At 62.4% G+C, this 303-nt stretch carries 1 pseudogene; it reads left to right on the forward strand.

Annotation, left to right across the window (positions count from 1 at the left end):
• Positions 1-303 (forward strand): annotated as a pseudogene (locus EN874_RS33030) (hypothetical protein); the annotation flags it as partial.

Below are 303 nucleotides of genomic sequence, written 5' to 3' on the forward strand. Positions count from 1 at the left end.
TGGCCATCGCCGCCATCTACTTCTTCGGCGCGATGCTGATGATGATCCTGCCGATCCGCGCCGCCGGCATCGTGCTCACCCACGCCGCCGACGCGGTGTTCTGGGCGACGATCATGCTGTTCGCGACGATTGTCGGTTCGCTCGTCGCCAGATGGGCGTTCGGCCAGCATGAGGTGCTTTGGGCGCTTTTCAACTGGCGTTTCCTGTTCGTGGCAGTGATCGTGGCGGCGCATCTCACCATGAACGAGCTGCGCCGCAACATCCTGCTCAGAAGCCTGTTCTTCGTCATCTTCGGCGCGGTCA

It is taken from the genome of Mesorhizobium sp. M1D.F.Ca.ET.231.01.1.1 (assembly GCF_003999155.2).
Classification (GTDB): domain Bacteria; phylum Pseudomonadota; class Alphaproteobacteria; order Rhizobiales; family Rhizobiaceae; genus Mesorhizobium.